Here is a 25,923-nt window from a genome sequence, read left to right on the forward strand (position 1 = left end):
GGCTAACTTTTAAGACTAAAGGCTGAACGATTATGGACAGAGCTAAAAAGAATTGCTTTCTCATGATCATTGTATTTGTGACTGCATTATTATGCAGTTCCTTATCAGCTGTTTGTTTTGCAAATTCGACTGTAGTCGGTTTTATCACAGATGGATCTAATCTGGATGATGATTCGTTCAACAGTATCACTTTAGTCGGGTTGAGGATGTTGCAAAAGGATTATGGAATTGAAAAAGAAATTCGTTGCGGCGGATTTACCGCTGAATCTTTTTTGAATGAACTTAATTCCTTACTTGCTAAGAAAATAAAGATAATTGTTGTCAACACGACAATTCATCGTGACCTTATTGCCGGCGCAATCAAAGATCATCCAGATGTTATTTTTATTTTGAATGAAATTATTGTAGACGGTTACCCCAATGCGTCCTCTATCAAATTTGATCAGAAAGAAGGGTCATGTCTGGTTGGTGCACTTTGTGCGTGGCAAAGTAAAACCGGGAAAATCGGGTTTATCGGCGGCAATGAATCTCCGTCTATTTTGGATTTTTTGTGCGGGTTTAAGGAGGGTGTTCGGTTTGCGGGTAAAAAATGTGATATTGATATCAAATTTATCCGGAGCGGAATGTCTATAGAGGGATTTGAAGATCCTCAGCGCGGAAATGAGCTTGCCAAGGAAATGTATGATTCGGGTGTGGATATTATTTATTCAGTCGCAGGACTTTCTGGCAACGGAATAATTTATGCTGCGCAGCAATCAGGAAAGTATGTGGTCGGCGTTGATTCTGATCAGGATTACATTGCTAAAGGAACGGTTCTTACAAGTATGAGGAAACGTCTTGATTTGGTCGTTTATCATGAAGTCGAGTCGGTCCTGATTGGTAAATTTAAGCCAGGAGTGAAGCAGTATGGCTTGCAAAACGGCGGAGTTGCTCTTTCAAATATGGACTATACAAGATGTCTTATTCCTGAAATAATCAGAGATAGGCTGAAAAATCTGGAGCGACTGTTAAAATCCGGAAAGATTACTTTTAACTGCTCTGAAAAATAAGCTGGCGGCATTAATCTGAATGTTGAAAATCTCTAAAATAAGTTACGGAATTACTTTTGGCGTGTTGCTGATTATGACAGTGGTCTTAGTCCCTTTAGGCTTTTTCGTAGCAAATCGGCAATATGATCATTCTGTTAAAGCTCTTTACTCAAGAGGCGAAGGGATAACTTCTTTTGTGGCTTTTGCAAGTAGCGAAGCAATCATAAAATATCAATTTTACAGGCTGGATGAACTTACGCGTGGAGCTTGCGCTACTAAAGAAGTTATTTACTGTGCTATTTATCAGCCTGACGGATCGATTTACAGCGAATCAGGAAAAATTCCTTCAGAACCTGCCGATAAGTTTTTAAGAATTGAAAAGCGTATTTTAAAAGACGGTGATCTGCTCGGGTCGGTCCGTATTGAAATGCTGACTGATTTCGCAGATATAAATGACCGTACTGCCAAGCAAAATTTTCTCCTCATTTTCCTGTCATCTCTTTTTATCGTCGGCTGCAGTATCAATTTCTTTTTAGGTAAATTTTTTATTAATCCGATAGTTAAATTATCTAAGCAGGCAGTTGATATAGGGCAGAATAAATTTGGTAAGCTCAAACAGATGGAGCGTTCTGACGAAATCGGAGCTCTTGCTTTAGCTTTGAATGATGCAAGTGATAGATTTTCACGGCTCAATTCTGAACTTGAAGAATTGGTGGCTGAGAGAACTCTGGAGCTTAGTGAAACTAATATTAAGCTGAACGAAGAAAATAAAGAGCGTATACGGGTTCAGAATAATTTGACAGCAGTTCTGGATGAACTTTCGTTTGCTGTTCGTGAACTTGAGAAGGCAAAAGAAAAAGCCGAAAAAGCAAGTCATTTTAAAAGTGAATTTCTTGCCATGATAAGTCACGAGATACGGACTCCTATGAATGCCATTTTAGGAATGGGAGAGTTGCTCATTGAGACAGGGCTTGACTCTGAGCAGATGGGGTACGTCGAAATATTCAGAGGGTCAGGTGAACTGCTACTAAAAATTATCAATGATATTCTGGATTTTGTCCAAATAGAATCAGGACAGTTAGACCTAGATCCCGTCCCTTTTAACCCCTCACGTGATGTTCAGAGCGTATGTAAAAGTGTCGCCCATTCCGCTCATGCCAGAGACATTGAAATTATTTGCGATGTTGACGCGGATGTTCCTCTTCAAGTTGTCGGAGACCCTGTCAGAGTACGGCAGATACTGATGAATATTGTATCCAATGCGGTTAAATTCACCTTCAGCGGGGAAGTTGAAGTCAGTCTCAGTCTTCAAAGTTCTAGTGAAAATCATGACCAGCTTCTCTACACAGTAAGAGATACGGGAATAGGAATTTCTGAAGGGAAAAGCAGCACTATCTTTGACAGTTTCGTTCAGGCTAACAGTTCAACCAGCCGTGTACATGGAGGGACAGGACTCGGTCTTGCTATTGCATCTCGTCTTGCCGGGTTGATGGATGGTAAAATCTGGTTTGAAAGCACGCGCGGACAGGGAAGTATTTTTTATCTTTCAATTCCATTTAGAAAATTTGTTTCTGAAACTGAACTCGGGGTGGTTGATTTTTCAGGAACTAAAGTTTTGCTTGTTGATGATAATAATACTGTACGGGAAGTTCTTGCACGCAGGCTTCATGATCTCGGTGTTTCGGTTTCTGTAGCAATAAATGGGGCAGAAGGTCGGGATTATTTGAAAGGGGCTCATGATCGCAGTGAACAGTATGATTTGATTCTTATTGATAGCGAAATGCCGGATATGCCCGGTGTAGATTTTCTTACTGAAGTCAAGCAGAACGGGTGGCTTCATGGACTTGTCGCAATAATGTTTTCGGCTAGCTGTACGGAAGATGACCGCAGCTCCGTCAGAGCCGTAGGTGCTGATTTCACCCTGATTAAACCTGTATTCGATGTAGACCTTGTCCGATGTCTGTCCAGAGTCGTTGTGCCGGATAGCAAAGAAGATGAAGAATTTTGTCCCGTATTAAAAGTTTTATTAGTCGAAGATAACGAGGATCACCGTAATATTCTGGAACTGTTTATAAAAGACACAGGGATGGATGTGACGTCTGTAGCTGATGGGCTTAGAGCCGTTCAATTATTTGCGGAAAGGAAATATGATCTTGTTTTTATGGATTTGAATCTTCCGGTGCTAAGCGGGCTTGAAGCTGTAGTAAAGATGCGTGAAATAGAGGGAGCAGGAGGAAGGGGGCGAACCAGAATTATTGCGTTGGCAGCTCATGTTCTGGGCAATTCACAAGCTGAGAGCCTTACGGCCGGATGTGACGGGTTTATTTCTAAGCCGGTTAAGAGGGATACGATTCGCTCTATCGTTATGGATGTCGCAGCGGGGCAAGATTTTTCAGAAGAATTTAAAGTTTCAAAGTAACTCAGGCTTGAGGTTGATATGACTAAAAGAATATTAAGTATTGATGAAAGTGTGAGGTCTTTGATTCCTCATTTTGTTGTTCATCAATTTGCTGAATTGGAGCTTATGGAAAAGAGCCTAAAAGATGGCGATTTAGACGAAGTCAGCAGGTTAGGTCATAGTTTGAAAGGAGCTGCCGCAAATTTCAGTCTGGACCACCTCAGAAAGCTTGGGGCGGCTATTCAGGATGTAGCTAAGTTGAAAATGACCGATTCACTTGCTCCGCTGCTTGCCAAGTATCGTGTGTACCTTGAAGAATTGAAATCGATGCAGGATTGATAGTTTAAAGTTTTTAATCTTGCTTGAATTTTGGAAGTCTGTTTGCATTCATGGTAATGATCTGGTTAAATTTTGACGACTTATTATACCTCACGGTTAAATCTTTTTTTAAGACAAGATGGCAAAAAACTTTCTTGCATGATATTTTTTTTTTATTTAGGGCACGAATAAAAATTAATTGTTCATGCATGGGAGAAAAATGATTTATTCAATTTGCAAATTCGTTGAGCGCCATTTTTTGTCACTGGCCGTTCTGCTAAGTGCCGCCGCCTATATAAATCCAGCATTGTTTACGTGGCTTAAGCCTCATATAGCCTTATGTCTTGGGATTATCATGTTCGGAATGGGACTGACTCTTGAGGTTGAAGATTTCGCTTCTGCCATTAAAAACTATAAGGCTGTAGGGCTGGGGGTTGTTTTGCAGTACACTGTCATGCCTGTTTTAGCTGTGGCATTGTCCTCGTTACTGGGCTTACCGCAAGAGGCTTTAATCGGGATGGTGGTAGTAGGTGCCTGTCCCGGTGGTACTGCTTCCAATGTTATTGCGCATCTTGCTAAAGCAAATGTTGCCCTTTCTGTAACGCTGACTCTGATTTCAACATGTCTGGCCCCAATTCTTACTCCTGTGATTATCTATCTGGTTTTGCATCAGCAGATTGAAATACCTTTTATACCGATGGTAAAATCTGTTTTCTGGATTGTAATCTTCCCGCTTGTTGACGGGCTTGTGCTTAGAAAAATTTTACGTAATAAAATCGACCCCATAATACACATTTTCCCGAGTCTTTCGATTATGGTAATATCTTTTCTGATTGCGTGTATTATCGGTCTTAACCATGACATGTTGGCAACGTATCCATTGCTCGTTTTTGTTGCAGTTGCACTTCACAATATCGGAGGACTCACTGCCGGGTATTGGGGAGGGCGAATAGCCGGCTTGTCACATAAAGATTGTGTTACTCTTGCTATCGAAGTCGGAATGCAGAATTCCGGCCTCGGGGTTGCTTTGGCTACGAAATACTTTGGCGCATCCAGCGCCTTGCCCGGAGCACTTTTCAGCCTGTGGCACAATATCTCCGGAGTTTTTATGGCAAACAGGAACAGGGCAAGAGCCGATCAGTAAATCATCGTCGTGACTGTTCTGTGTGCGTAAAATCACGCATCGCAAAAGGATCGGAGATCATTCGGATTAAATAAGCTTCAGTTTATGGAGTAGCGAATATGATAGTTGTTTCCGGCTGTCTTGCAGGAATCCGTTGTAAATATAACGGCACAGAAAGTACTGATGAAACCGTCCTTGAACTGGTTATGCAGGGGCAGGCTATCCCTGTATGCCCTGAACAGTTGGGCGGCTTGCCTACACCAAGGCCGTGCTGTGAACTTTTTGAAGGAAGGGTGGTTACAACTCTTGGTATAGATGTGACCACTCAGTTTTTAAAAGGTGCAGAAGAAGGTTTGCGGCTGGCAAAGCTGGTCGGCGCGACAAAAGCCATTCTTAAGTCCCGTTCACCGTCATGCGGATGCGGAAAGATATATGATGGCACTTTCAGCGGTAAGCTTATCCCCGGTGACGGGTTGTTTACCGCGCTGCTTAAAAAGAATGGCATCGAAGTAGAATCAATCTAATGCAAAATCCCCGTAATCATTATAATTATGATTACGGGGATTTTAGTTGAACTGTTAAGCTTGATTAATGAATGATTTTATTCTCTTTAATCAACTGCTTAGCAACGTTCAAATCGTATAAAGCAAGCGGATTGCGGTCAGAACCGCGTTCTTTATATTCTTCCGCTGCTTCAAGGATAACATCGTATGGAAGCCATTCATGTTTGTCCCATATAACAGGATTTTCACTGCTCCATAATCTGAATTCAATGCCTCCTCCATGCTGGTCCTCACGCACATACATGCGTGTTTCACGGGTCTGGAGGGACGGGTAGTAATATAATCCGCGTTCATCTTTCATAGTTATGCACTCCCTTTAGTTTTGCGAAGTGAAAAAGAATTACCGTTAGGGGTTGCGATAATTCCAAATCCTGAAACGACTCTGTTTAATGATCTGCCGAAAAAGAAATCCATTGAATCGGCTGGTAATCCAGATTTTTCGACAAGTAAATCTCTTATTGATTTATCATAAACCAGCATTTCAAGAAGATCTACTTGCAATTCTGCGCTGTTTTCCCAGTTTTCAAGAATATTTTTAGCCAGTTCAGCTAATTTTTGCGGAGAGCATTTCTGGTCGTGTTCTTCAATAATTTCAAAGACAGGATGACCTTCAGGAAGTACATCTTTTCTGGTGATTCTTTCTTTGTCATAAATTTTTAAAAGAGGTTCAGGATCTCCGCAAAAAAGGACCTGGCATTCTAGAGGTCTATTTTTATATATACGGCAAGCTTGAGTTGAAGGAGCTAAAAATTTGCATACCCACTCCTGTCCGGTTCCTTTAATTTTCAGAATTTCACTTTTCAGCGGGACAACTGCTCCCTCCGGCTGGTCGTAAACCATTTCGCCTTTTCTGAGTGTGACTATATCTGTCAGATCTATTCCGCTTTCACTGTTCAGGAGCTGGAGGTCTTGCGAGTGAAGAGCCGGGCCGCCTTTACGACAGCAGGTGCCGCATTGTTTGCATTCTTTCATAACTTTATTATCACTTTTCAAGTTTATGTTGCTGGTTAGTGAAAATTTTTGTAGGTAATATCTGTTATTGACGTATCTTGTGCTGGGCTGAGTAAATAAGCTGATTAAGGCAGGCTTGGCAAGTATACGTTTATCTTCTTGAACGTCTTGCATAATTTGACAAGGAACGGCATAGTTCCTTATCTTGCTTCGCAGGTTGTATTTTTTTTCACTTAAGGGTATTGTTCCCTCCCTTGCATCATTATGATTTAAGGGGTCTCGTATGAAGATGAGGAAAGCAGATCGGTTTATGCCTTTTTGGTGAATTGAACCGGATGTCTATTGTATTGGTAGGTATATCTATTAAACTTTATGGAGGTTTAAGGGAATGGCGAAACACAAAACTCCCTTGTTGGACCAGCTAGAAAGCGGGCCCTGGCCTAGCTTTGTGTCTGACTTGAAGCTGGAAGCAGCATCCAGAGCTAAAAACGAGAAGAACGTGAATTATCAGATTCCCGTTGAAGTCTGTGAAGACCTTCTTGGTGTTCTGGAACTGTCTTACAACGACGGTGAAACACATTGGAAGCACGGCGGAATCGTAGGCGTATTTGGTTACGGTGGTGGCGTTATCGGTCGTTATTGTGACCAACCTGAAGCATTTCCTGGTGTAGCTCACTTCCACACTGTTCGTGTGGCACAGCCTACAGGTAAATACTACAACACTGAGTTCTTACGTCAGCTCACCGATATCTGGGATATGCGCGGATCCGGTCTGACCAACATGCACGGTTCTACAGGTGACATCGTCTTCCTTGGAACAACCACTCCTCAGCTCGAAGAAATTTTCTACGAACTGACACATAATCTAAATGTAGACCTTGGTGGTTCCGGATCCAACTTACGTACACCTGCAGCATGTCTTGGTAAATCACGTTGTGAGTATGCTTGTTACGATACTCAGGCCATTTGCTATGACATGACCATGGAATTCCAGGATGAACTTCATCGCCCAGCATTCCCCTACAAGTTCAAATTTAAATTTGACGGTTGTCCTAACAGCTGTGTTTGCGCACTTGCTCGTTCTGACTTCTCAGTTGTAGGTATCTGGCGTGATGAAATCCGCATCGACCAGGAAGCTGTAGCAGCATACGTTGGCGGCGAATTCGCTCCTAACGCTGGTGCTCATTCCGGCCGTGACTGGGGTAAATTTGATATTCAGTCTGAAGTTTGTGACAACTGCCCAAGCAAGTGTATTACTTACGCTGACGGCAAACTCTCAATCAACGACAAAGAATGCGTACATTGTATGCATTGTATCAACACCATGCCTCGTGCACTGATGATCGGTAACGACCGCGGCGCATCTATCCTCTGTGGTGCTAAAGCTCCTATTCTTGACGGTCCTCAGCTCAGCTCACTTCTTATTCCTTTCATTAAGGTTGAAGAACCTTTCACCGAAGTTAAAGAAGTTGTTGAAAACATTTGGGACTGGTGGATGGAAGAAGGTAAAAACCGTGAACGTCTTGGTGAAACCATGCGTCGCATGGGCTTCCAGAAACTTCTCGAAGTTACCAACACCAAAGCTGATGCAAGACACGTACAGGAACCTAGACACAACCCTTACATCTTCTGGAAAGCAGATGAGGTTGATGGTCCTTGGGATCGTGACGTTAACGAATACAGAAAAAGACACCAGAGATAACTCGGGAGGACAGATATGGCGTTCGTATCTTCTGGCTATAATCCAGATAAACCGATGGAAGGCAGAATCTCGGATATTGGACCTCGTGACTTTAATGAGTTCCTTCCTCCGGTTCTTAAAAATAACTATGGACAGTGGAAATACCACGATATCCTTGAGCCAGGTATTCTGCTTCACGTAGCAGAATCCGGCGATGAAGTTTACACAGTTCGCTGCGGTACTGCTCGTCTTATGAGTATTACTCTTATCCGCGAAATGTGCGACATCGCTGACGCTCATTGTGACGGTTACCTGCGCTTCACAACACGTAACAACGTTGAGTTCATGGTTGATTCCAAGGACAAATGTGACGGCCTGGTAAAAGATCTCAGATCCCGCAAGTTTGACGGCGGCAGCTTCAAGTTCCCAATCGGTGGAACAGGCGCTGGTGTTTCAAACATCGTTCACACTCAGGGTTGGGTACATTGTCACACACCTGCAACTGATGCTTCCGGTACTGTTAAAGTTATCATGGATGAGCTCTTCGAAGAGTTCACCGGTCATAACATGCCAGCTCCTGTTCGTATCGCTGTTGCTTGTTGTCTTAACATGTGTGGTGCTTGTCATTGCTCCGATATCGCTGTTGTCGGTATCCATCGTAAGCCACCACTCATTGACCATGAATACCTCGACAACCTTTGCGAAATTCCTTTAGCAGTTTCAGCTTGTCCTACCGGTGCTGTTCGTCCTTCCAAGGTCGAAATCGACGGTAAGTCTTTCAAGACTGTTGCTATTAAAGAAGAGCGCTGCATGTACTGTGGTAACTGCTACACTATGTGTCCTTCACTGCCTCTTTCCGATAAGGAAGGCGACGGTATCGCTCTGATGGTTGGTGGTAAGGTTTCTAACCGTATCAGCATGCCTAAGTTCTCCAAAGTTGTTGTTGCATTTATTCCTAACGAACCACCTCGTTGGCCTACACTGACTAAAACTATCCGCAAAATTGTGGATGTTTACAAAGCAGAAGCTAACAAGTACGAACGTCTGGGTGATTGGGCAGAGCGTATTGGTTGGGAACGTTTCTTCGAAAAGACAGGTATTGAGTTTACTCCGCATCTTATCGATGATTTCCGTGATCCAGCTTATTACACTTGGCGTCAGTCCACTCAGTTCAAGTTCTAAGAATTGAGAATCCAGGGGCGCGGCACTTTGCCGCGCCCCGTTTAAAAAAAGGGGCTAATTATGGCGATCGAGCTAGAATCTGCAAAACAAGTTATTCTGGACTTCCTTGCTTCGAAGACAGGTGACAAGAGCAAATTTTACTTTAATGACTTTACTAAACTTTTCCCTGATGAAAAAGGTCGCGACGTTAAAAAAGTCCTGACTGCTCTCGTTAAAGACGAAAAGATTGTGTACTGGTCAAGTGGTAGTACTACCATGTACGGTCTCAGCGGCGCTGGCAAACAGGGCGGAGCTGAGGGCGAATAGACCTTTTTAGGCCTAGAGTCTTGAATGCCTTGTCCATATTTTTGGACAGGGCATTTTTAGTTTTTGATTCCTGTTGTAATTTTCCGGCAAATGTTTTCTTTCTTTCTGAGTAATCAAAACATCTTATGGGAATTAGTTGTTTTATGAATTTTCCTCGACTCGTTCTCGCCGGACTTAGCGGCGGCACTGGTAAGACCATTGTCACTCTCGGGCTTTGCAGAGCTTTTAAAAATCTCGGCAAAAAAATTAAACCCTTTAAAAAGGGACCGGATTATATTGATGCAAGATGGCTGGGCTTAGCTTCCGGAAATTTTGCGACAAATCTTGATCCTTTTTTAATGCCTGTTGATAAATTAAAAGCCTTGTTTCTTGAGAAAGGGGTCGGGTTTGATATATCGATAGTTGAAGGGAACAGAGGGCTTTTTGATGGCAAGGACGTGCAGGGTTCGTGTTCAACCGCTGAACTTGCCAGATTAATCAATGCACCTGTCATTTTGGCAATAGATTGTACTAAAATGACCCGCACCGTTGCCGCGATAGTTGCCGGGTGCAAAGCTTTTGAAGAAGGTTTTAATCTCGCCGGAGTTATTTTAAACCGTACAGCCGGAGAACGGCATCGCAATATCCTCCAAAAATCTATTGAGACTTATACAGATGTTCCTGTGCTCGGGATGCTGCCGAAATTAAGTGAAAATCCGATTCCAGAGCGTCATATGGGACTGGTTTCTAATACTGAATACGGTCCGCAGGACGAATCATTAGATATTCTCGGAAAGATGGCTCAGGATTGCATCGACCTTGATAAAGTTTTTGAGATCGCTTCAAATTCAGGTGTTATCCCTGGAAACCATGATCCGCTCTGGTCCGGAATAGAGCTTGTAACTGATAAGCAGCCTGTAATTGGGGTTGTTCGGGACGAAGCTTTATGGTTTTACTACGAAGAAAATTTTGAAGCTTTAGCAAAGGCCGGAGCTAAGATCGTAGAAGTCTCTCTTGTTTCAACTGATAAGTGGCCTGAACTTGATGGTCTTTATCTTGGAGGAGGCTTTCCGGAAACTTTAGCTGCTGAACTTTCTTCGAATATTTTTATACGTGATCACGTCCGGGCACTCGCAGATTCAGGACTTCCTATCTATGCGGAATGCGGCGGGTTTATGTACCTAGGCGAAGACGTAGAGTATGAAGGGAAGAAGTTCCCTATGTCAGGCGTTTTGCCGATATCGACATGTCTGTGCGCTAAACCTCAAGGGCTCGGGTATACTTCAGGTAAAATTATTCAGGAAAATTCTTTTTTCCCTGTCGGAACAGAAATTGTCGGTCACGAATTTCATTATTCATTGTGCATCAGCCGGACAGGCGGGAATCCTGTTTACGGGCTTAAACTTGATCGCGGTAAAGGTATGGCTGACGGCTATGACGGCATGATTAAGAGTAATGTTTACGCCGGTTACAACCATATCCATGCCCTTGGAGCTCCCTGCTGGGCAGGAAATTTTGTAAAGGCTGCTCTGAAATTTAAAGAAGGAAATATTCAGGACATATAGGCTTTGGCTATCCTGAATATATCGTCATAATTAAGTTTATTTCTGATTGCGATACACATTTCTGTAGCCATTTGCATTTTGCGGTTGGAGTATTTTAAAATTTCTTTACTCTGCACTGTTAAATTTAATTTAAGAATTCTGTGCTCGAATCCGTCAATGACCTGTGTCATTCCGTTCGCATAAAACGGGGTCTTAATGTGCGGGATTAATTGTTCAAGTTGTTGCTTTCCTTCTTTACGGCTCAGTATGACATGGAAAAGCATTTTTACGAGTAGTCTGTCGCCTTGAAGTTTATGATCGAATTCCAAAAGAACGCTCTGGTCGGAATCTTTTTCATTCATTCCGTCAATTAATCCGTGTGCAAGCGTAAATGCTTTCTTCTCAGATATCAGAGCTGTGGGGTATTGCGCAGCCATACGCACGAATGATATGCGGGGATTTTCCTGTGAAGACATTGCCAGCAAGGCTATGCACATGGAAGACAGCTTGCGCGAATACTCGTCAGAAATTGTATCCGATTTTGCCTGAGCCAGACGGCGCACAGTGGCTTCATCCAGCTCGGAGAAAGCCGTTTCAAGCAGATATTTGATAAAAGGCTCTCTGGTATATTTTATTTCGTCATCAAGAACTTTTTTACTTCGTTTTACATCGATAAGCTTTTTAATTGAAAGCCAATAGGCTGCCAGCCCTTCGGCAGGCATTTCCAGTATATCAAAATCTTTTTGTTCGTTCATGGGATTTCCTTGTATTTCCTAGTATCTAATTGTAACTGAATTTGTTCAGGAAACAAAGTACCCATAGTATAGATTTTGATATTGAAATTTTTCAAATAGCAGGGAATTGAATATGATTGTTTTACCGGAATTTGACACTACAGCTTTTCATATAGGACCGCTTAAGGCTAACTGGTACGGCCTTATGTATATGATAGGTTTCTCACTTGCGTGGCTGCTCGGACGCTATCGTGCTTCGAAACCCACCAATAATTGGACTCCTATACAGGTTGATGACCTTATCACTTGGTTGGTTGTAGGGTTGGTGCTGGGCGCGCGAATCGGTTATTGCCTCATATATGAACCGGCTTACTTTTTAGCCCATCCTTCCGATATTATAGCTGTGTGGAAAGGCGGGATGTCTTTTCACGGCGGAGCCATAGGGGTAGCTGTTGTAGCGTGGAGATTTGCAAAATCAACCGGCAGAACAACTCTTGATGTAGGTGACTTCATGACTCCGCTTGCGCCGTTAGGGCTCTTGTGCGGAAGGATGGGAAATTTTATTAACGGTGAACTTTGGGGAAGAGTTACGGATATGCCTTGGGGAATGGTTTTTCCAAGTCAGCGAGCCGGGAATTTACCACGTCATCCATCGCAGCTTTACGAAGGTGGCCTTGAAGGGTTGCTTCTATTTTTAATTTTGTGGATCTGGTCATCAAAACCGCGCCCTAGAGGAACTACAACAGGCTTATTCTTAATAGGGTATGGAACATTCAGGGCGTTTGTTGAATTTTTCAGACAACCGGACCCACAGCTTGGCTTTATTGCTTTTGGATGGCTGACTATGGGGCAATTGTTATGCGTTCCTATGATTTTGCTCGGAGTGTTGCTGTTTGTCTGGGGAATTAAGAAAGGCCCTATACCTCCAGCTGCGAAGGCTTAAATTCAGCGAAATATTTGTGATATAAAATATTCTTATTTTAGATAATAAATCCGCATTTTGTCTGCTTTAAACAGGCTGAATGCGGATTTTTTGTCTGCATAAATATCTATCATGAAATTTAATCTAGTATTGAAAAAAATGTTAGCTACATATCATATTAAATCATGCAAATAATTTTTTAAATGAACTAGCTGATTTTAAAATAGAAGTTCACTTTATATTTGCTGACAGTTTGTTGTAAGTGTTTACTTGTTGTGAGACCGTATATAATGTATAAATATTACAGGAGTAATTTTTTACTGAGAGGTGGTTTATGTCGCCTACACAAAATACTGATCTAAATTCGATAGGTGTTGTCCTTTCTGCTGATGGCGAGGTTTTCTTACAGTCTGATTCCGGTATGAGGCCGGTTGAATCCGGTGCTCCGGTTTATGTCGGTGATAAACTAATAACCGGATCAGGAAGTGCTGCGGAAATCAGGTTTGTTGACGATACTCTTCTTTCTCAAGGGGCGGATTCATCAATCTCCCTTGACGACTATGTTTACGATAATACGGATGACTCTTCGTCCGACCTTCTTTTTAAAATGAGTCAGGGCACCTTCCGTATGGTGACCGGAAAAATTGCTGAGCAGAATCCCGAAAGATTCAAGGTCGGTTCTCCTCTTGCGACCATCGGTATACGAGGCACTATTACTGTTCACGAAATCGGACCTGATGGTGAAAAACACGGAGTTGAGGAAATTCACAGCGGCAAGGCTTTGCTGATTCAGAGCATTGACGGGCAGATGCGTCAAATTTCGTCACCTCGGGCGTTAGTTGATATTGCCGCGTCCGGTCTAATGAGTACTGTCCGTGTAATGACAGTGCAGGAATTTGAGCATTTTCAGTCTATTGCCCCGTCAGCGATTCAGGCAGAGCAGGAAATTCAGCAACAGCATGATCAGGAACAACAGGACCAACAGGATCAGCAGGACCAGCAAGATCAGCAAAATGACGGAGAACCTCAAGGTGAAGGTGACGTGAATACTGATGGTGAACCCGGGCAGGGTGTAGTAGGCGGAGAAGCCGGTGGACCTATAGTCACAGGAGAAGGCGTTTTCGGCACAAGTATGGAAGGCGTCATGAGTGGGCTATTTGCTGGCGAAGAAGGTTTTGGGCAACTTGTTGACGGATTTATGCTCGGAATTGCTCAGGAAGCGCTTAACGCTATTGCACAGGGAGATTCAGAAAAGGCGCTCGAACTACTTGATAAATTAGAAAACATTCCTGATGACCAAGATATTTTGGCCTTACTGGAAAACGGCAAGACTGCAGATATTCCGGAAGAAGCTGAAGGACATACTCACACATCCGATGGTGGGATTACCTGGATTTTAGGAACTTCAGGAAATGATGATCTTCATGGTACCCCTAATACCGATTATATAGATGGCCTTGCCGGAAATGATACAATTGATGGTAAGGGCGGAGATGATTATATTCTCGGAGGAACAGGTAACGATACGATAAAGGGTGAAGACGGTGATGACACGATTGCCGGCGGCGATGGCAACGATATTATAAGCGGCGGAGCTGGCGACGACACCATTTATGGTGATGATAGTACTTTTGTTCACGGTCAAGAAGTTCAAGCTTCAGGGAATGATACCATTGACGGCGGTGAAGGCGCTAATACCATGTATGGTGGATTCGGCACTGACTTTGTTTCATTCGCGAGTTCTACTCATTCTGTTACGGCATGTTTAGACGAAGGTACTGCTACGCATGGAGATGATATTGATCATTTTTATAATTTTGAAGGGATCATCGGTTCTGATCAGGATGATTCACTTTATGGGAATGGTCAGGATAATACGTTTATCGGTGGATTAGGTAACGATACAATTGATGGCGGGGTAAACAGCAATAATACCGCTTCGTATGCTAGCGCAACAAGTGGCGTTGTCGTATCGCTCGTGTCAGGAGCAACTAACAGTGGTGGAGCCGGGAACGATACACTTACGAATATTCAGAATTTAATCGGTTCTGATCATGTTGATATTTTAACTGGCGATAACACTTCTAACATACTGACAGGTGGCGTAGGCGCGGACACTATGAGTGGAGGACTCGGTAACGATATCTTTCACTATTCTGCAACAGGTCAGGGTGGTGACACAATAACTGACTTTGATATGGACTCACAGGATGTTTTTAAATTTGAAATTTCCGGAGGGTTCAGCAGCGAAGCCCTATATGAACGTGTTGCCAGCTATGATGGCAACGCCGGTGGCAGTTCTGGAGCACATTTTATTTTCGCTGAAGATACAGGTAAACTTTGGTATGATGCTGATGGCAGTGGAGCTGGGGGTGGAGAAATGATTGCTGATATTGGTACTGATGTGAATTTGAATGGCATTGGTACAGATATTCTTCTTGTATAACTGATCTGCCAAACTGTTTTATTAAGCCGTTTCGTCAAAACCGAAACGGCTTTTTATATTTTACGTGACATATCCGGACTGCAGGAATAATCACTTCTTTTTTAATGGTTACTATGTCAGACTATACTTAAATTTTTAATTGAAACAGTTTGTTGTGGAATCTTAAACAAAAGCGTTTAACACAGGGTAGTAAATGAATAGAATAGATGAAATCCTCGGTAAAATTGATGTCCTTGAAAAAGATCTCCGCACTGAATTACGCGATGTTCAAAATAAATTTTACTATACTGTTCAAGAAAGAAAGGTTCGGTTCAGCTCAGAGGTAAAAGCGGCTCATAAAAAGTTTGCTGCAAAATGGTTTGATTATGTTTATGATTCAGGTTTTTGGGTAATTCTGACCATGCCGTTTATATGGATGCCTGTTGTGCCGGCTTTAATTCTTGATTTTACAGTCTGGCTGTATCAACTGATGTGTTTTCCTGTTTACGGTATCCCGAGGGTAAAGCGCAGAGATTATATTGTGCTTGATCGTCATTCCTTAAAATATTTGAATTTAATTGAAAGAGTGAATTGCTTTTATTGCAGCTATTTTAACGGGCTCATAGGGTTTGTGCGTGAGGTGGCAGCGCGGACAGAGCAGTACTGGTGTCCTATCCGTCATGCCCGCCCTGTTAAATCAGTACACAGCCGTTATCGTCACTTCTTCCAATATGGTGATGCTGAAGGGTATCGCAATGGACTTGCTGAAGTTCGTGAGACATTTGATGACACTAAATAGATAAAAATCATTCAAAGGAAAAGCCCGCTTCAGATTATCTGAACCGGGCTTTTTAAATTCTAAACGGGGTGTCAGCGTTGCTTGGTTAAAAAACTTTAAGCATATTCAGCATGACGACCGCGACAAGCAGCGGGCTTACATATTTAATGAGGAAGAACAATGAATCAATTATAGCCTCATTCTTAATAAGTCCGTGATTGGTGAGTTCTGCCTTAAACTTGTCTTTTCCAAATACCCAGCCTGTGAAAATACAGATGAGCAAACCGCCTGCAGGCATGCAGAGGTTGGAGGAAAGGAAGTCAAAGAGGTCAAAGAAGGTCAATCCGAATATTTTTACATCTTTTGTCATGCTGCTTGAAAGTGCCGCAGGTGCGCCGAGAAGCATGACCAGCAAAGCTGTCGTCATGGTGGCCGCCTTACGGGACATTTGACGGGCTTCACAAAGGTAGGCAACCGGCACTTCAAATAGAGAGAGCATTGCGCCTGTTGAGGCTACAGCGGCCAATACAAAGAAAAGAACCGCAAAAAACTGACCCATTGGCATGGACGCGAATACCGCCGGGATTGTGATGAAAAGCAGAGACGGACCTGCAGATACATCAAAACCGTATGCAAATACAGCCGGGAATATAGCAATACCGGCAAGCAGTGATATCACAAGGTCAGCCAGTACAACCCGTCCGGCTGTTAGCGGTATGTTCTGTGAGTCTCGAAAGTATGAACCGTAAGTCATCATGGTTCCCATTCCTATGGAAAGCTTGAAGAACGCAAGGCCCATTGCCATAAGAATTACAGATCCTGTTATTTTGGAGAAATCAGGCGTAAAAAGAAACTCAAGTCCTTTTTCCGCGCCTGGTAAAGTCAAGCTTCTTGCGCAAATAACTAGCAGAAGTAAAAATAGAATCGGCATCAATCTCATGGTAACTTTTTCGATACCTTTTGAAATGCCGAAAGTAATTATTATTGATACAAAAACTATTACAAACCATTGCCAGCCGATAGCCTGCATAGGATCAGATATAAGCGATGCAAATGCCGCGGAGGCGACTTTAGGGTCAGTTGTCAGGACAGATCCGGATAGCCCTTTGAATATGTAAGCGAAAACCCACCCAGCTACTTCTGTGTAAAAGCAGAGGATCAAAAAAGCTGCAACTACGCCGGAAACACCGACGATGCCCCACGGCTGTCCCTTAGGGGAGAGCTTGCGCAACGTTGTAATGGCGTTAGCTTTGACTTTACGTCCAAGCATAATTTCAGAGATCATTATCGGCAGCCCGACAACAACTGTACAGGCCAGATATACAAAAAGAAAACTTGCTCCGCCGTTTGATCCGGTCATGGATGGGAATTTCCAGATGTTTCCAAGTCCGACAGCTGAGCCTAAAGTAGCGGCGAGCATTCCAAGACTTGATGTGAAAGCGTCTCTTCCTGAACGTCCTGCATTTTGTTGTTTGTCTGTCATATATTAAACTTCCTTAAAGATAATGTTAGAAAAAACTAATGACGCCCTACCATCAAGTGGCTCTGTGTTCAACAGATAAATATCCATGTGATTTTGTGTAACGTCTTTTTTGATGGGGCAAAATAAAATATATGCTGTATATCTCTGCTATTTTTTATCATTACTTAAATTTATTGGGTAAGATGAAATGCAATAGATTATTTAAAATTATTGGAATTTTCGCAAAAAAATACCCCGCACATATTGTGCGGGGTATTTTCGGGATTATCTACTGAAGCTTATATTAAATTAGAACTGGATTATATTGCGTCTTCGAGTATTCTTTTGAATCTTACGGTAACACCGTTCACTATTTCAGACTGCGGAGTGTTGTCACCGCCTGCATATACTGCGACCTGTGATCGCTCGCTGGCGCGATATGCTGTGAATCCGGTATCTTCATCTTCTTTTTTAATCTGGGTATCGCCAAAGTTGATCATGTATTTTTTTCTCTTAGAGAGAGTGTCAACCAACCCGATAGCAACATCAGCGACCATAATATAGGTGTCTTCTGTAGAATAACTTCCTAGAATTGCTCCAATTGTCGCGCCTCCGGCTGTTCCGAGAATGGCTCCATCAACAGAGCTCGGGCTTTTGCTTCCGGCATACCCTCCGGCGGCAGCACCCATCAAGCCGTATTCGATAGCCATATTAGATGAAATCTGACCGGAGTAGCGCATATTGATATCGATATGGATACCGTAATTCTTCCCTTTAGTAATTTTATATCCTTTATCTTTGTATGCCTGCTCTATGTCGTTGCGCAGAGCTTTGAGGTCGACCGCAGGATCACCGGAGGTGTTGCGGATAGACAGCTTGATTGTGGGATTTGAAAATTGTGACGGGTCCATGAACAGGTTGCCGCTCATGTAGGAGCCATACATCAGCCCGGTACCTTTTTCTCTGATCATTCCCATGCGCTGTCTGGACTGACAGCCGGATAGAATAATGGTTAAACCGACTATTGCCAGAAGAGCTGTGAATATTCTTGTTCTATTTGTCATTTCAAATTCCTATTTGCGATACATAATGCCGTTCTGTTTGAGAAAGTCTATGACTTCGGCATAGTGGATTGAGAAGTTGAGTCCTTCAGTTGCCTGTTTGGAAAGTCCCCATGTGTTTACGCCGACCAGCTTGTCTTTGTAGAAAAGCGGGCCGCCTGAGTTACCATGATTGATAGGGGCATCCGTTTGGATGTAGCGGACTTTGTGTCCTGACGGAGCCGGTCCCATGCCTTTAAGATCTCTGTAGGCACTGAAAACTCCGCGAGTAATGGTATAAGGGTATCCTTCCGGATGACCTATTGCATCAAGCGTAACTCCGGCAGGAAGAGATTGTCCGGTGTAGAAGGTGACAGGTTTTCCACGTGTCTGCATTTTTATCAAAGCAAGGTCGCGGTTCATATCATAAACCATAACTTTACCGAATGTTTCCATATTATTATGGAGTTTCATCTCTGCAAAGTTGCTTCCTTCAACCACATGAAAGTTTGTAAGCACAATGTCATCGGTGACATAGAAGCCGCTTCCAAGAGAGCCTTGCGGATTCAAAACTACTACAACAGAATCAAAGCGCGGATCATTTGAAGTGTCGGAACTGTATTTGTTGGAATAGAATTCAGCTAGAGCCGTGTTACGGTCATTGAGGATAGATTTTTGAATTTGAGAAATATCCTTGTATTTTTTTACCTTGCTGCTTTGAGAAGCATAATGGTTTAAAATGTCGGATAAAAGTACACTTACAGGCTGTTTTTCATAATTTTCAAGGTCTTTTTCGGTTTTGAACTTGGATAATATAGATGTAGCTTCCGGATCTTCGTCCTGAACACCGTAGGCGACTTTAAAAGTGCGCTTTTGTGTAATATCAAAATGATTTTCATAGTAGGACTTATTGCGACGGTCGATTATGTAATACTGCACTGATGCCAGTTTCGCGTCGTTTACTGATACAACTTTATATTTGTATTTTTCGTAGACAGGCTTGTTGAGCATGCGCGGAGTATTGGTTGCATTAGCCTGTGCTGTAGTGAAACGCTTGTTGTTAATATCAATTTCAGATTGCATTGATAATAGTACTAAGCCGCCTACAAGGCCGCCGTTTCTGCACTGGTTGATTCTGAATTGTAGATTATTGTTAATGGTTTGAGCTGTCTGATAAAGCATTTGTGCTTTATCGTAGTCATTATTGTAAACTTCGCGGTATCCGGTTATGAGTTGACTTTTTTCAGCTCTATAACCTGTTGTTTCGCGATTAATTTTGGAAACGGTTTCATTAATCAGGATTACGATATCAGCATCTTTTGCTGTCTGTGAGTCAAACATCCCATGAGCTTCAGCCTGTTCAGCTTTAATAGGCATGTCTACATCAATACCAAGTCCGAATTCAATGCCGTGCTGATTAAGCATGCTCTTGCTGGTAACTCGGACGAAGGCGATTTTACAGTCCGGTATTTCAGAAATCTCGAACCCTGTATTTTTTGTGGCCTGAAGAGCTTTGATTATAGCAGGTAATGACGGGACGCCTTTTCCGGAGATTTTGCGGAGTGCATTTCTATAATATTGTTCAGCTAGATGATTTTTGAATGTTTCTGAAAGATCAGAAGCGTATGTTTTCATCAAATGAGGAACGCCTGTTCCTTTTGCTGTCAGAATGGTCTCAGTAAAGAACTCTGCCTGTGAATCCAGAAACTCTGCATTCTTTAGGCTTACCGGGTATGATTCAAAAAAGTTTTTCCCGGTCAGAAGTGGATAATTATGAAATGTTGCTGCTGCGCCGTCAGTGATTAGTTTTGTTTTTTCAGCCGTAGCAGATTTAAGCTGGGACAGCTCTGCCGGGCTCTGATTAAACGCAGGCAGTATGGAGTCAGAAGAAACAGTTGCAATCATTTTTCCGGCATCTGCGAGACTGCTTTTGATTGCCGGCCATTGTTCAGCAGGAGCCGGCCATCTAATCGAATCTATGCGAGCTTTTGAAGCGGCCAGTTTCGGTTGAAACATGCTCTTTATGGATGAGGCAAGAGCTTCTAACTGCGGCTGTGTTGCTGGGTTGTTCTCAAAAAATTCTTTATTCTGTTTCCAGACGTTTTCAGCCTTAATCAGTTCATTTTGCTGAACCAGCTGAGTGATATGGTCAGCAGGCGTGAAAAACATTGAATATTTAGCGTCTCCGCCCGTGCCTGTTCCGGCTGTTTTACAGCCAGATATCGTTATTATTATAATAAATATCAGTAATCCCGAAAACTTAAGTCTCACAATTCCCTCCAGTATAAATGCAAAATAACTACTCCACCGTTAAGCGGAGCTTAGGTACCATGATTATTATGGGTATATCAAGGAAGTATTAAGCTTAAATTAAGATTTTGATAATGAAATGATAATATTGGAGACTAACCGCTTAGGTTAGTTTTATTATTTTTTTGTAAAAGCTGGCGGTGGTGAAGTCTTGAAGCCTGTAAGCAAAATGCTTCGAGACGGGCTTCAATTAATTGTGGAAACGGATTCCCATCTGTTTCAATGGCAAGAAAGGGAAGTCTGGTATCGTTTTTAAGAATAGTGGTAGCTTTTTTACCTGCTGCTATTGCATTAAAATTTTCGCTGAGTATTGAGTCCGCAACACGTGCCGGCATGCACCCGAACGGCCCGATTGAGATAACTCCGCAGGACGGGCTCATAATTTCATGCAGTGACGCACCGACTGTAAGTACTGCTTCACCTGTGAGCTGTTTAGAAATATGCGGCGCGGCTGTATCAACTATTTGCTTAATGTTTGGACCGTCAAAGCTTATTAATCCGCTTGCGGAAAGAATAGAGCGAATCTTTTTTTCAAAATATCTTTTCACGCCCTGCTTGATGATTGTTCCGAGTCCTGCTTTGCCTTCTATTCCTTTGCGGTTCAGCCAGTCAGTATATTTCATCCATTCCAGAACTGGCGCAACCCGCACTATAAAACCCTGCTCGGCAAGACGGTTCGGTAAATCCCTCCGCGCCAGAGGATCATGCCTGACATATATTTCTCCAAGGAGTGAAATTACAGGGTATTCTTCAATAGGCTTATCAAGTTTTATGGCTGAAAGGTCTTCAGCTCCTTTGCGAAGGGCCGCCGAGAATCTTTTCCAGTCCGTTTTTATACCGTTAAGCAGGTCTTGTCTCACTTTCCAGAATAACCTGAGTGACTTTTCTTTGTCGCGGGCGGCTGTAACAATAGTTGCATGGATATCTTCAAGAATAGATCCCGTAACCAGTCCTTGCCAAATACCTAAGGTAACTTTTGTGCTGAGTCCTCCGTATCCATTAGTCGAGCTTGGTGAAAAAATAGCAAGATCAGGGATTTCAAGCCTGTCGACAAGGTCATTCATAAAGACAGAATACTGCCCGAATCGGCATGGGCCTTTAGCTTTCGGCATGAGGAACAGCGATACTTCGGACTCTTTCCTTTCTTCAAGATGGGTAAGCAGAGCTCCGGCAGTAAGCTGGAGCGGCAGGCATTCCTTGCAAGATGAATTATTTCGCCCGAGCTTGAGTGCTTTTTCGTCAGCGTGAGGCAGAACTTTGTAACGGATATTGTCTCTGCTCATTGAAGCTGCCAGAAAATCAGTGCTTATTTCTCCAAGGCTTGGAATAAGCAGAATTACCTCGGGATCATTGATCGGACGCCATTTCCCTTTGGAGTCGATTATTCCTGAGATTTTATTACGAGTTTCACTGCGCGCCTTAATAAATTCTTTTTTGTACACTTCAGATGTGATGTTCTGCCGTTTGAAACCGTTAACAATATCAAGAAATGCTTCAATACGGGTTTCTATACCTGCATCGGCGGTATGGCTGTCCAGCTCAAGCGTGAGTGACGGTTTTCTACCCATGGCGCGTCTGAAATGGCTTAATAAAAAAGAGTCAGGGCCGCATGAAAAATTAGTGATAAAAGTTCCGAAAAGCTGAGGATGTTTTGCAACGTAATCAGCTGAATCTAAAATCTGTTCACCTGTTGCCCAGTACATGTTGCGTTCTTTACTGCGTTTTTCTGCTTCGTTTTTATCTGTGCGCGGTAGCATATCGCAAGGAATAATATCGATAGAGCGGGTGGAAAATTTGGCCGGGATTGATTTGTTCGCCCACGAATTGAACGCATTGTAAGGTCTGCCGAAGAGTGCGACCCCGGATTTTTCCGGTGAATTCTCAATGTCTGCTATAAACTGTTCACCCTTTTTGCGAAGATCTGCAAAAAAAAGATCCTGCGCTGCAACAGCTTCTTTAAAAGCATGTTCAGCCTTGTGTGAACTTATACCGAGATCCTTTGCTGTCTTAAGAAGAACCTTGCAAACTTGATCCATCCCTTGCTGCATATGAAGAACAGGCGTCAGTATCGACCTGTTTGCAAGTTCTGGAAAAGCTGAGCGTAAATAGTACGGCTCGCCCTGTACAAGTACGCAGGCTGAGGACCGATTACCGTTTATAAGCGGAAGTGACCGTACATGAGGCAGAAAAATATGATCTGTACTCAGCTTTAACAGTTCGCCCATACTGCCGTGAGCCAGTTCAACCGGATGGCAGAAGGGTGCACCTTTTTGTTCAATGCTTTCCTGATCCACTCCGGCAGGGAGAACTACTCCGAACCCAAGTGAACGGAAAAAAGAATTATAGAACGGGAACCATGTGTTCATGAGTAATGAACGGTTCATGCCGATAGTAGGCTGACCTTTTTCAGGTTCCGCGAGATCGCGGTAAACTCTTTTTTCACGCCATGTGACAAGGTCTTCACCTTCGGCTTGTCGCGATGATACTTTGGAATTATCAAACCTGTTGCAGATTCCGCCGAAAGGGAAAATTTTATTATTCACCTCAATGCGGGCAATGGAACATCCAAGGTCGCAGTCACGTCCGGCTCCGTTGCAGATAAAAGAGGATTTATACCGTACTTCCCGTTTCGACAGCAGGTGCGGATCAAAGAATCCTTCGGATAATATTCCCTGTTGCGTCCTTTTTGCGGCTTCAAGTGCAACTCCGAATGCTCCGGTCAGACCCGGATGAGGAGGTACGATTATTTTTCTGCCAGTCAGTGCTGCCATGGCAACGGGAACGGCTTTGTTGTAGCAGACGCCGCCCTGCATAAAAATTTTATTTCCAAGTGTGCGGTTGCCTTTGACTCTGTTTGAGTAGTTGATGCAAACAGAGTAGACCAGCCCTGCTATCATATCATCAAGCGGGACTCCTTCCTGACTTGCCAGCTTTAAATCAGATCCGATAAAGGCTGCACATTGATCGTTGAAATTAGGAGGATTTTGTCCTTTGAAAGCAATTTCCGCAATCTCTGTTACTTCAATTCCAAGTGTTTCTTTGGCACTTTCTTCAAGAAATGATCCTGTGCCTGCGCTGCATGCTTCGTTCATGGCATAATCGCAGGGAACGGAATTTTTCAGCCATGTATACTTGGCATCCTGACCGCCAATTTCAAAAATGGTATCAACTTCAGGATTATAATGAACAGCCGCCGCTGCGTGCGCGGTAATTTCGTTGATTATACCGCTTGTTCCGGCGTGAAGCCCTGCTATATTGCGCCCTGATCCTGTAACACCCATAATTGTGGCAACGGTTCCGGCAGGAACTTGTTTTGCCAGCTCGGCATAAACCTTGCGCGCCGCTCCGACGGGGTCTCCGTCAGTACGCAGGTAGCAGGATGCGATTATTTTCAGGAGCTTAAGATCAACCAGAACTCCTTTAGTGGTAGTTGATCCGACATCAAGACCTAAAGCCAGTTTGTTGCCTTCAGTGAATTCTGCCTGTTCTTCCTCATGAAATTCTACGGAATCGATATACTCTTTGAGAGGTGGCAAAAAGGTAAAACTGGTGTTCCCATGACTGATTAAATTACTGAAATCTCCAGAATTGATTTTTCCGTTTTCAGATCCCCACAAAGCCGCTCCGATGGCTTCCATGCAATGGGCATGCTCTGGAATTAACAGGTCCGGTAATTCTTTTTTCAGTTCCCTGACCATGAACTTGTTCATGGTGCAGCTTCCGATAAGGGCTACTTTGTCAGAAGGAAGTTTTCTAAGCAGTTCTAAACATTTGCCGGCCATCATGCCTGCCAGACCTGCTACAACGGCATCCTTTGCTATTCCCTTGTTCAGTGCGTGGGTGCAGTCACTTTTACAGAATACAGAACATCTGCCGGAAACTTTATATGGTGGCAGATTTTCGTCCATGTCAGCCATTGATTCAAGATTAAGGCCCATGCGTCCAAGTTGCTGAACCAGAAATTCTCCTGTGCCGGAAGCGCATTTATTCCCTGTGTGAACTGTTTCAACTTTACCGTCCGCGCTTAAAAGATATGCCATAAAGGTTTCACCGCCTGCGCTTAGAAGTGTGCGGTATCCTTTTCGGGCAAGATCTATGAAAGACAAAGCTGATTCAAGGGCTTGCGGCTCAGATATGGAAGGCAGGTTTAAAAGATGTCTGAATTTTCTGCCGGTAGTTGCAATTTTAACGTTATCCAGGTTGCCGAATTTTTTTAAAAGGGAAAGTATTGTCGCAGCGGGATTTCCTTCGTGGGAAACAGAAGCGGTTTTAAGTATAGTAAAGTTTCCATCTTCTGAAGAAAGTAAAACCATGCCGATGGTAGAGGCTCCGGCGCAGATGCCTAGTGATTTATACATATTTTATGAGTCAGATGTAATTTGTTTAATTGGGGGAAATTTAATTTCAAAAACTTTGTTCCAGAATTTTCCGGTAACGAAAAGGCGTTTATTTTTTTTGTCCCACGCAATGCCATTGGCAACTTCCGCATTTTTTCCGGCAAGGGGGCGAAGGGTTGAAATATCGATCCAAAATATTATTTTACCGTTAGCCGGGTCGATAGCTCCGATTATATCTTTGTGCCATACGTTACAAAGGATGACTCCGTCTGCATATTCCAGTTCATTTAAGCGGTAAATTTTTTTAATACCGTCAGTAATGCAAATCTTGTTTATTTTCTTGAAATCATGCGGGTCACGCAGGGTCAAACATTCAGATCCATCACTTTGAATCAGAAAATCTCCATCAGAGGTCAGCCCCCATCCTTGGCCTTGGTATTTAAATACGGCTAAGCGCGTAATGGAATGTAAATCGTACACAAAGCACTTTTCCGATTTCCATGTAAGTTGAAATATTTCGTTATTCCAAAGACATATTCCTTCTCCGAAAAGGGCGTTGTCAATTTTATACTCTGTGCGGACAGTCCCGCTTTCCGGTTCAATTTTACGTATGGCAGAGTGACCGAGCTTGCCGGTGCTTTCATAGAAATAGTAGTCATGATATAAAAAGCCTTGAGTATATGCTGACTCATCGTGCGGTAATGATCTTATAATTTCACACGTTATTGTGGGGGCTTTATGTGGATTATTTCCAGCGTAGCCTTTTGCCGCAAAAACGGGCAAGATCATCAAAAGGGCTGCCAGATGGATAATTATATAGTATTTGCGCATTGCTCGGAAAC

General features: G+C 43.1%; 20 protein-coding genes. 12 read left to right on the top strand and 8 right to left on the bottom strand.

Annotated elements, in window-relative coordinates; all coding sequences use genetic code 11:
• The first annotated feature begins 32 nt into the window (after nucleotides 1-32).
• The 5 genes from B9N78_RS09445 to B9N78_RS09465 all read left to right on the top strand — a co-directional run bounded on the left by B9N78_RS09445 (nucleotide 33) and on the right by B9N78_RS09465 (nucleotide 5,391).
• Nucleotides 33-1,049: a BMP family lipoprotein gene (locus tag B9N78_RS09445; protein ID WP_085101619.1), complete on the top strand. Its 1,017-nt coding sequence runs from the start codon at nucleotides 33-35 to the stop codon at nucleotides 1,047-1,049.
• 19 nt (nucleotides 1,050-1,068) lie between these two features.
• A complete protein-coding gene (locus tag B9N78_RS09450) occupies nucleotides 1,069-3,447 on the top strand; it encodes a response regulator (RefSeq protein WP_085101621.1) in 2,379 nt (792 codons plus the stop codon).
• Between the two features lie 18 nt (nucleotides 3,448-3,465).
• Nucleotides 3,466-3,765: an Hpt domain-containing protein gene (locus B9N78_RS09455; RefSeq protein WP_085101623.1), complete on the top strand. Its 300-nt coding sequence runs from the start codon at nucleotides 3,466-3,468 to the stop codon at nucleotides 3,763-3,765.
• Nucleotides 3,766-3,964: 199 nt separating this feature from the next.
• The gene (locus B9N78_RS09460) at nucleotides 3,965-4,888 is read left to right on the top strand and encodes a bile acid:sodium symporter family protein (RefSeq protein WP_085101625.1); all 924 of its coding nucleotides are present in this window, start codon (nucleotides 3,965-3,967) and stop codon (nucleotides 4,886-4,888) included.
• A 98-nt stretch (nucleotides 4,889-4,986) separates the two neighbouring features.
• Nucleotides 4,987-5,391: a 2-thiouracil desulfurase family protein gene (locus B9N78_RS09465; RefSeq protein WP_085101626.1), complete on the top strand. Its 405-nt coding sequence runs from the start codon at nucleotides 4,987-4,989 to the stop codon at nucleotides 5,389-5,391.
• A 64-nt stretch (nucleotides 5,392-5,455) separates the two neighbouring features.
• On the opposite strand, the gene B9N78_RS09470 is transcribed toward B9N78_RS09465, so the two are convergent.
• Both B9N78_RS09470 and B9N78_RS09475 read right to left on the bottom strand, forming a co-directional pair.
• Nucleotides 5,456-5,731 (bottom strand): hypothetical protein, encoded by a 276-nt coding sequence (locus tag B9N78_RS09470; protein WP_085101627.1) that lies wholly within the window; start codon nucleotides 5,729-5,731, stop codon nucleotides 5,456-5,458.
• A gap of 2 nt (nucleotides 5,732-5,733) precedes the next feature.
• Nucleotides 5,734-6,402 carry a YkgJ family cysteine cluster protein gene (locus tag B9N78_RS09475; RefSeq protein ID WP_085102346.1) on the bottom strand — a complete coding sequence of 223 codons (669 nt, stop codon included), beginning with the start codon at nucleotides 6,400-6,402 and terminating at the stop codon, nucleotides 5,734-5,736.
• A 367-nt stretch (nucleotides 6,403-6,769) separates the two neighbouring features.
• Here B9N78_RS09475 and dsrA point away from each other — a divergent pair, with 367 nt between their 5' ends.
• From dsrA to B9N78_RS09495, 4 genes are all read left to right on the top strand, one after another.
• The gene (gene dsrA, locus B9N78_RS09480) at nucleotides 6,770-8,083 is read left to right on the top strand and encodes a dissimilatory-type sulfite reductase subunit alpha (RefSeq protein ID WP_085101628.1); all 1,314 of its coding nucleotides are present in this window, start codon (nucleotides 6,770-6,772) and stop codon (nucleotides 8,081-8,083) included.
• Between the two features lie 15 nt (nucleotides 8,084-8,098).
• Entirely contained in the window at nucleotides 8,099-9,244 is a 1,146-nt protein-coding gene (gene dsrB, locus B9N78_RS09485) for a dissimilatory-type sulfite reductase subunit beta (RefSeq protein WP_085101629.1), read from the top strand.
• 60 nt (nucleotides 9,245-9,304) lie between these two features.
• On the top strand, nucleotides 9,305-9,550 hold the full coding sequence (locus B9N78_RS09490) for a dissimilatory sulfite reductase D family protein (protein ID WP_085101630.1): 246 nt from the start codon (nucleotides 9,305-9,307) through the stop codon (nucleotides 9,548-9,550).
• A 143-nt stretch (nucleotides 9,551-9,693) separates the two neighbouring features.
• A complete protein-coding gene (locus B9N78_RS09495) occupies nucleotides 9,694-11,094 on the top strand; it encodes a cobyrinic acid a,c-diamide synthase CobB (RefSeq protein ID WP_085101631.1) in 1,401 nt (466 codons plus the stop codon).
• On the opposite strand, the gene B9N78_RS09500 is transcribed toward B9N78_RS09495, so the two are convergent.
• Nucleotides 11,082-11,828, bottom strand: a complete 747-nt coding sequence (locus B9N78_RS09500; protein WP_085101632.1) for a MotA/TolQ/ExbB proton channel family protein — start codon at nucleotides 11,826-11,828, stop codon at nucleotides 11,082-11,084. The two genes, B9N78_RS09495 and B9N78_RS09500, sit on opposite strands and share 13 nt — an antisense overlap.
• 112 nt (nucleotides 11,829-11,940) lie before the next feature.
• On the opposite strand from B9N78_RS09500, the gene lgt reads away from it, so the two are divergent.
• The 3 genes from lgt to B9N78_RS09515 all read left to right on the top strand — a co-directional run bounded on the left by lgt (nucleotide 11,941) and on the right by B9N78_RS09515 (nucleotide 15,953).
• Nucleotides 11,941-12,750, top strand: a complete 810-nt coding sequence (lgt, locus tag B9N78_RS09505) for a prolipoprotein diacylglyceryl transferase (RefSeq protein ID WP_085101633.1) — start codon at nucleotides 11,941-11,943, stop codon at nucleotides 12,748-12,750.
• A gap of 313 nt (nucleotides 12,751-13,063) precedes the next feature.
• The gene (locus B9N78_RS09510; protein WP_085101635.1) at nucleotides 13,064-15,175 is read left to right on the top strand and encodes a FecR domain-containing protein; all 2,112 of its coding nucleotides are present in this window, start codon (nucleotides 13,064-13,066) and stop codon (nucleotides 15,173-15,175) included.
• A gap of 193 nt (nucleotides 15,176-15,368) precedes the next feature.
• The gene (locus B9N78_RS09515) at nucleotides 15,369-15,953 is read left to right on the top strand and encodes a hypothetical protein (RefSeq protein WP_085101637.1); all 585 of its coding nucleotides are present in this window, start codon (nucleotides 15,369-15,371) and stop codon (nucleotides 15,951-15,953) included.
• An 85-nt stretch (nucleotides 15,954-16,038) separates the two neighbouring features.
• On the opposite strand, the gene B9N78_RS09520 is transcribed toward B9N78_RS09515, so the two are convergent.
• From B9N78_RS09520 to B9N78_RS09540, 5 genes are all read right to left on the bottom strand, one after another.
• Nucleotides 16,039-17,415 carry a sodium-dependent transporter gene (locus tag B9N78_RS09520; RefSeq protein WP_085101638.1) on the bottom strand — a complete coding sequence of 459 codons (1,377 nt, stop codon included), beginning with the start codon at nucleotides 17,413-17,415 and terminating at the stop codon, nucleotides 16,039-16,041.
• Nucleotides 17,416-17,714: 299 nt separating this feature from the next.
• Nucleotides 17,715-18,458 carry a complement resistance protein TraT gene (gene traT / locus B9N78_RS09525; protein WP_085101641.1) on the bottom strand — a complete coding sequence of 248 codons (744 nt, stop codon included), beginning with the start codon at nucleotides 18,456-18,458 and terminating at the stop codon, nucleotides 17,715-17,717.
• A 9-nt stretch (nucleotides 18,459-18,467) separates the two neighbouring features.
• Nucleotides 18,468-20,705, bottom strand: coding sequence for a S1C family serine protease (locus B9N78_RS09530; RefSeq protein WP_137982520.1), 2,238 nt, complete (start codon nucleotides 20,703-20,705; stop codon nucleotides 18,468-18,470).
• Nucleotides 20,706-20,839: 134 nt separating this feature from the next.
• Entirely contained in the window at nucleotides 20,840-25,102 is a 4,263-nt protein-coding gene (locus tag B9N78_RS09535) for an acyl-CoA dehydratase activase (protein ID WP_085101645.1), read from the bottom strand.
• 3 nt (nucleotides 25,103-25,105) lie between these two features.
• Nucleotides 25,106-25,912 carry a glutaminyl-peptide cyclotransferase gene (locus B9N78_RS09540; RefSeq protein WP_085101647.1) on the bottom strand — a complete coding sequence of 269 codons (807 nt, stop codon included), beginning with the start codon at nucleotides 25,910-25,912 and terminating at the stop codon, nucleotides 25,106-25,108.
• Nucleotides 25,913-25,923 lie beyond the last annotated feature (11 nt).

It is taken from the genome of Desulfovibrio gilichinskyi (assembly GCF_900177375.1).
GTDB classification, from domain to species: domain Bacteria; phylum Desulfobacterota; class Desulfovibrionia; order Desulfovibrionales; family Desulfovibrionaceae; genus Maridesulfovibrio; species Maridesulfovibrio gilichinskyi.

Bases quoted from the DNA above. Each gene is read 5' to 3' on its own strand.
- B9N78_RS09540 (WP_085101647.1), bottom strand. From the start codon at position 25,912: ATGCGCAAATACTATATAATTATCCATCTGGCAGCCCTTTTGATGATC.
- B9N78_RS09450 (WP_085101621.1), top strand. From the start codon at position 1,069: ATGTTGAAAATCTCTAAAATAAGTTACGGAATTACTTTTGGCGTGTTG.
- lgt (WP_085101633.1), top strand. From the start codon at position 11,941: ATGATTGTTTTACCGGAATTTGACACTACAGCTTTTCATATAGGACCG.
- B9N78_RS09495 (WP_085101631.1), top strand. From the start codon at position 9,694: ATGAATTTTCCTCGACTCGTTCTCGCCGGACTTAGCGGCGGCACTGGT.
- B9N78_RS09465 (WP_085101626.1), top strand. From the start codon at position 4,987: ATGATAGTTGTTTCCGGCTGTCTTGCAGGAATCCGTTGTAAATATAAC.
- dsrA (WP_085101628.1), top strand. From the start codon at position 6,770: ATGGCGAAACACAAAACTCCCTTGTTGGACCAGCTAGAAAGCGGGCCC.
- B9N78_RS09510 (WP_085101635.1), top strand. From the start codon at position 13,064: ATGTCGCCTACACAAAATACTGATCTAAATTCGATAGGTGTTGTCCTT.
- B9N78_RS09520 (WP_085101638.1), bottom strand. From the start codon at position 17,415: ATGACAGACAAACAACAAAATGCAGGACGTTCAGGAAGAGACGCTTTC.
- B9N78_RS09455 (WP_085101623.1), top strand. From the start codon at position 3,466: ATGACTAAAAGAATATTAAGTATTGATGAAAGTGTGAGGTCTTTGATT.
- B9N78_RS09515 (WP_085101637.1), top strand. From the start codon at position 15,369: ATGAATAGAATAGATGAAATCCTCGGTAAAATTGATGTCCTTGAAAAA.
- B9N78_RS09470 (WP_085101627.1), bottom strand. From the start codon at position 5,731: ATGAAAGATGAACGCGGATTATATTACTACCCGTCCCTCCAGACCCGT.
- traT (WP_085101641.1), bottom strand. From the start codon at position 18,458: ATGACAAATAGAACAAGAATATTCACAGCTCTTCTGGCAATAGTCGGT.
- B9N78_RS09460 (WP_085101625.1), top strand. From the start codon at position 3,965: ATGATTTATTCAATTTGCAAATTCGTTGAGCGCCATTTTTTGTCACTG.
- B9N78_RS09445 (WP_085101619.1), top strand. From the start codon at position 33: ATGGACAGAGCTAAAAAGAATTGCTTTCTCATGATCATTGTATTTGTG.
- dsrB (WP_085101629.1), top strand. From the start codon at position 8,099: ATGGCGTTCGTATCTTCTGGCTATAATCCAGATAAACCGATGGAAGGC.
- B9N78_RS09475 (WP_085102346.1), bottom strand. From the start codon at position 6,402: ATGAAAGAATGCAAACAATGCGGCACCTGCTGTCGTAAAGGCGGCCCG.
- B9N78_RS09500 (WP_085101632.1), bottom strand. From the start codon at position 11,828: ATGAACGAACAAAAAGATTTTGATATACTGGAAATGCCTGCCGAAGGG.
- B9N78_RS09535 (WP_085101645.1), bottom strand. From the start codon at position 25,102: ATGTATAAATCACTAGGCATCTGCGCCGGAGCCTCTACCATCGGCATG.
- B9N78_RS09490 (WP_085101630.1), top strand. From the start codon at position 9,305: ATGGCGATCGAGCTAGAATCTGCAAAACAAGTTATTCTGGACTTCCTT.